This is a genomic window from Pandoraea communis (genome assembly GCF_902459745.1).
In the GTDB taxonomy this organism is placed as follows: domain Bacteria; phylum Pseudomonadota; class Gammaproteobacteria; order Burkholderiales; family Burkholderiaceae; genus Pandoraea; species Pandoraea communis.
Genome location: NZ_CABPSJ010000017.1, coordinates 1 through 536, shown reverse-complemented (window position 1 = coordinate 536; position 536 = coordinate 1). Strand labels below are relative to the sequence as shown.

Genomic DNA, 536 nt, shown 5'->3' with positions numbered 1-536 from the left:
ATCGCCCCCAACTTCTGCACCTGCTCTTCAAAGAAGAACTGCTTGTCCATCGCCAACTTCTGCTCAGGCAATAACACCGGCCAGAACATCGACTGCGTAATCAACGACTGCTCGGTGCCCCCCGTCACATACGCCGCCTGAAGGGAGCAGCGATCCGGGAAGTTGCCCTTGAAGTGCGCCGTGTCGACTTCGATCTTGCCAATCTCGCCCGGCTGCGCCAACGCAATGATCGCCCAGTCGTTGCCCGGCTCACGACGCCGCCGCGTCTCCCACCCATCCCCCATGTTCACGCCACGACCCGGCATCAGCAGGCTCGACGCCAACCCAAAGTGCTGGTTGTTCGCCGCCACCACGTAACCGCCGTTCTCCATCGCAATCAGGTCGATCAACTCGTCACGCGAACGCCCCGCCCAATCGCTCTGCGGCAAACCATACAGGCGCAGTCGCGCCAGACCACCGTCGGGGTACAGGTTCACACGCACATGGGTCGCCGCACGCGGGTTGATGATCGCGTGGTAGTGATGCGAGTTGCCCTG

General features: G+C 62.1%; 1 pseudogene. It reads right to left on the bottom strand.

What is annotated here, in order from left to right:
- Nucleotides 1–536, bottom strand: a pseudogene (locus tag PCO31110_RS25575) (allantoicase); the annotation flags it as partial.